Here is a 4833-nt window from a genome sequence, read left to right on the forward strand (position 1 = left end):
CCTCCGGCCGGCATATAGGTTTCCTGATCCCACGAAAGGACCGAGGCGGCACTATTGATGCGTTGAATTTCCAGCAGCCTGGTAGTGAGCGGTTCTAACGTCGCAAGCGTCTTCAATCCGGTCTCCTTTTCACTATGCTAAGATTCGCTCATGATTCGACAGTTGTGCGCAGTGTACGCAACCACATCAGTCTTTTCAAATTGCTGAAGGGGATACAGATGAAACAGCTGGTTCCGTCCGACATCGAAGCATACGCCGAAACTTATTCCATGCCGGAGTCGTCGGTCTGTCGCGCATTGCGCGAAGAGACCCATCGGACCATGCAATACCCCCAGATGCTGGTCGGCCCCTTGGAAGGGGCGTTCCTGAAAATGATGACGCAGCTGGTCGGCGCAAAGCGGATACTCGAAATCGGGATGTTTACCGGCTACAGCGCTCTGTGCTTCGTCGAAGCCCTACCGGAAGATGGAACTGTCATTACCTGCGATATCGATGAGAAAGCGGCAGCGGTGGCCAGGCGTTATATCGCGCAATCGCCATTCGGCAGCAAGATCAGTATCCGCATGGGGCCCGCTCTCGACACCTTGCGTATGCTCGATGGTCCATTCGATCTCATCTTCATCGACGCGGACAAAACCAATTACTTCAATTATTACCGTCGGTCGCTTGATCTGCTCGCTCCCAATGGAGTGCTCTTGATCGACAACGTGCTGTGGAGCGGCGAAGTCTTGAAACAGCCGCCGCCTGACGAGTCCACCGCCGCCATTCAGGAGCTGAACCGTGCCGTCTCGGCTGATCCCCGCGTGACCGCCGTACTGGTTACGATCAGAGATGGGATTTTGGTGGTGAAGAGAGCAGTCAAATGAGGAGAAGCATTATGCGTCCTCAAGGGTGCTTCCGCCGGTGCCCTTTATTGAGCGGGGCGATAGACCGCCTCAAGAGCCTTCATGTCCGGATGAAGTTTTGCCCGAGCTGCGGAGGAGATGAACGCACTGAGCTTCTTGGCAGGCCCTCCTTTTTGAGCCTCGTGTAGATTATCTTCCTCCATCGTCATATTCACCTGACGTCCATTGGTCCTCTCCGAAGTTGTGAAAGCTGTATTTTATTCAGCATTTAGTCGGGCTTGCTAAGGAAAGCTCCATACTCATTGAGGAGTTCGAACCGGACCTGGTTTATTGGCAGTTCCGTCTTATGGTATCTGTACCGAAACATATCCTATCGCGTTTCTATTTGTAGTCGTTCTCTTGGAAGACAAAATCGGTGAGAAATCACGTGGCTTTTCTCTTGGCTGAACAACTCTGTGGAGGTGCGTATGGACAAGACGACTAATCATGGGCATATGCGGGCCGAGATGGATCAGCTGATTTCCGCGATCGAGCTACCGGAACTGAACAAGCAGTTCCTGCGTGCGAGGTGGTTGGAGCAAATCCTGTGGATGGAGGAGAAGGCGTTGGACGCCTTGTGGTGGCACCGTGTGCTGCGCCTGGCGACAATCATCGGCGGCGTCATCGTGCCGGCGCTGGTCAGTTTGAATATCGCCAGCGACATGCAAGCCTTCGTTCAATCGATCACATTCATCGTCAGCCTTGTGGTGGCGTTGAGTGCCGCCGTGGAAGAGTTCTTTCGCTACGGCGAACGGTGGCGTCATTACCGGCGTACGGTGGAGTCGCTCAAAAGCGAGGGCTGGCAGTTTCTTCAGCTGAGCGGACCCTACGCCAACATGACTCATACTCAAGCCTATCCGGCTTTTGCCACACGAGTCGAGGAGCTCAGCCGCGAGGAAGTCGATCGTTACATGACGCAGGTGGCGAAGGACAAGAAGGAGGAGGATAGGATACCGCCCACGACATGAGCGGGAGCCCGTAAGCTTTATTTTAGGGAAATGCCCCCTCAAACGATCGTGATGAACCGGACGGGGAAGCTTCAATGAAACCCCATGCCTTTGTTGCCATACCGTTCGGCGTCAAAAAGGACGACCAGGGCAACGAGATTGATTTTAATCGCGTCTATGCAGATCTCATCAAGCCGGCGCTCGAAGCGGCGGGGCTTGAGGTATTTCGGGCGGACGAAGAGGAGCAGGCCGGCGATATCCGGACTGACATGTTTCAAGAGCTGCTCTTGGCCGACCTTGTCGTTGCCGATCTTACGATCGACAACCCAAATGTGTGGTACGAACTCGGCGTGCGCCATGCGTTGAGGGCACGCGGCGTCCTGCTCATCAGCGGTGGAAGAATGCCTACGGCGTTCGATCTCTATACCGATCGCAAACTTCGGTATTCCATTACAAACATCGGGCCGGATCCTACAGCAATTGAGAAAGACAAGGCGAAGCTCACTGACATGGTTAAAGCGACGATGGAATCTTGGCATGGTCGGAAGGTGAGTCCGGTTTATCATCTCCTGACAAATCTGCAAGAGCCTGATTGGAAATCCCTTCGTGTGGGCAGCGTGAGGGAATTTTGGGAGCGGCATGAGACTTGGGAACGACGTATCGGTTTAGCCAGCAAGGCCGGTCAGATCGGTGATGTTCTTGTGCTTGCCGATGAGGCGCCGATCGCCGCCTTTCGAGCGGAGGCCTGGATCAGTGCGGGCGAAGCGTTACGTAAAGCGGGACGATTCCTGTTTGGACTGGAACAGCTCGAACGCGGCCTCGCCATTGAACCGCACAATTTGCGAGGGCTCAGGGGTAAAGGAATCTGCTTGCAACGACTAGCGGTAGAGGGCAAGCCCGGGCATTCTCTGGATCGGGCACGAGCTCATTATCAAGAAGCGCTGGAGAAATTCCCGGCTGACCCCGAGACCTGGGCCTTGCTTGGCAGGGTCGACAAAGATGACTGGGTGGTGTCCTGGCACCAACCGGGTAAGACACCTCAGCTGATGCGAGACGAAGCGGCCTACGAAGACGCGCTGCTACGGTCGGCGATCGAGAGCTATGCCACCGCCTACCGTCGTAATCCTGGCCATTATTACTCCGGCATCAACACTCTCATGCTCATGCATCTCTACAGATATCTCACCAACGATCCACGGCACGATAAGGATATGGCGATGATGGCCGGGGCGGTGCGGTTTGCGGCGGAGATGGAAATGGATCCTATCCTGGCATTTGGGGCCAAGACGACGCTCGGCGATCTCGAAGTCCTGGTTGGGACACCGGACAGCACCAAAGCAGCTTATAAGGAGGCCCTTGCCAAGAATGGCAAGGACTGGTTTGCGCTGAACTCCAGCCGAGCACAGCTTCAATTGCTCAAAGACTTGAGATTTCGCCTGGACAACGTGGAGGCCGGCCTCAGTGTTTTTGATAGAGCCTTACAGAAGCTCACAAAGCCGGAGGACAAATGGCACCCGCGACAGGTGTTCCTCTTTAGCGGGCACATGATCGATAAACCCGGACGGCAACCGCCACGGTTTCCTGTCTCCAAGGAATCGGTTGCGGCTCAGAGGATTGGCGAGGCCTTACAAAAACTTGAGGCGGGTCCGGAAGACCTGGCGTTGACTCAAGGCGCCTGTGGTGGCGATCTGCTCTTTACCGAAGCCTGCCAGCAGCGAGGGGTGATGGTACAGTGGCTGCAGCCGTTCGACGAACCGACCTTTATCCAAACGTCCGTGGTCTGTCACAGTGAAACTTGGAGAGATCGGTACCTCAAGGCTAAAGCTAAACTCACGACAACCATTCGCTCAGCCCCAGAAAGTCTTGGCCCACCGCCGAAAGGCGTCGATCCGTACGAACGGTGTAATCTCTGGCTCCTCTACACGGCATTGTCCTATGGGATCAGCAAGGTCCAGTTTCTCTGCCTCTGGGATGGCGGGGGAGGGGACGGCCCAGGCGGCACTGCACACATGTATCAAGAAGTGAATCGCCGGACTGGGCAAGTCACTTGGATCGATAGCCGAAACCTTTAACTCCTCCAAACCCACCGTACCCATTTCGATACATGCTGTATCGGTTTAGACTCTCCCCCCACTGCTTCGAGCCACTCGCGCAGCGGTTCTCTAGCTTCTTAACGATCGTTGAAGAAACCATAGTGAAAAAAATCCTGAGAAAGAGTACATAGGGGGCAATCGAGCGAAGTCCCGCTTATTAATACGTAATTGGCAGGATGATTGCTCACACGAAGAGTCGACACGGCTCTCGAACTTTTGTTCAGGTGTGTTTTAGACACGGAAAGGAGAAGTATGGCCAAGCGAGCGGTGCTCATCGGGATCAACAAATATCAAGTCCCCGGCGCGGACCTCCAAGGATGCGTCAACGATGTGAAGAATCTGAGCGGAGCGCTGACAACGTATTACGGCTTCGCCAAAAAAGACATCACGACCCTTACGGATGCCCAGGCGACGAAAAAAGCGATGGAGCGATCCATTAAGAATCTGATCACGAAAGGGAGGAAGGGAGATGTCCTGCTCCTCCATTATTCGGGGCATGGATCCAACGTGCCTGACGACAATGGAGATGAAGCGGATAAGCGCGACGAGATCTTGTGTCCGACCGATCTGGATTGGAAAGATCCCTTCCGCGACGACTGGCTGCGGAAGACCTTGGGAAAACTTCGGTCGGGGGTAAACCTCACCGTTATCATGGACTGTTGCCACTCCGGCACCATTACGCGCGTGATGAACCCGTTGGACGCTCCCAGAAGGCAACGGTACCTCCCTTGTCCATGGGACCTTATTGCCACTGAGTCCGGCCGGAAGCTGCGTGGGGTGGTTCGCGGACAACTGAGCAAGGCCCCCCGGGGGCGCAAGAGGAAGAGCGATATCGTCCATGCGGACATTCAAGAGGTGCTCATCACCGGCTGCCGCGATACGCAAACATCGGCCGATGCCCATATCGGC

General features: G+C 55.1%; 4 protein-coding genes. All 4 read left to right on the forward strand.

The window, feature by feature from the left end:
- Nucleotides 1-218: 218 nt before the first annotated feature.
- A complete protein-coding gene (locus tag ACOSYY_RS04190) occupies nt 219-866 on the forward strand; it encodes an O-methyltransferase (RefSeq protein WP_421661016.1) in 648 nt (215 codons plus the stop codon).
- Nucleotides 867-1312: 446 nt separating this feature from the next.
- A complete protein-coding gene (locus ACOSYY_RS04195; protein ID WP_421661017.1) occupies nt 1313-1852 on the forward strand; it encodes a DUF4231 domain-containing protein in 540 nt (179 codons plus the stop codon).
- 74 nt (nt 1853-1926) lie between these two features.
- Nucleotides 1927-3903: a tetratricopeptide repeat-containing protein gene (locus ACOSYY_RS04200; protein WP_421661018.1), complete on the forward strand. Its 1977-nt coding sequence runs from the start codon at nt 1927-1929 to the stop codon at nt 3901-3903.
- A gap of 273 nt (nt 3904-4176) precedes the next feature.
- Nucleotides 4177-4833: caspase family protein (locus ACOSYY_RS04205; RefSeq protein WP_421661019.1), on the forward strand; the 657-nt coding region annotated here is incomplete at its 3' end.

Source organism: Nitrospira sp. BLG_2, from assembly GCF_049222245.1.

Bases quoted from the DNA above. Each gene is read 5' to 3' on its own strand.
- ACOSYY_RS04190 (WP_421661016.1), top strand. From the start codon at position 219: ATGAAACAGCTGGTTCCGTCCGACATCGAAGCATACGCCGAAACTTAT.
- ACOSYY_RS04195 (WP_421661017.1), top strand. From the start codon at position 1,313: ATGGACAAGACGACTAATCATGGGCATATGCGGGCCGAGATGGATCAG.
- ACOSYY_RS04200 (WP_421661018.1), top strand. From the start codon at position 1,927: ATGAAACCCCATGCCTTTGTTGCCATACCGTTCGGCGTCAAAAAGGAC.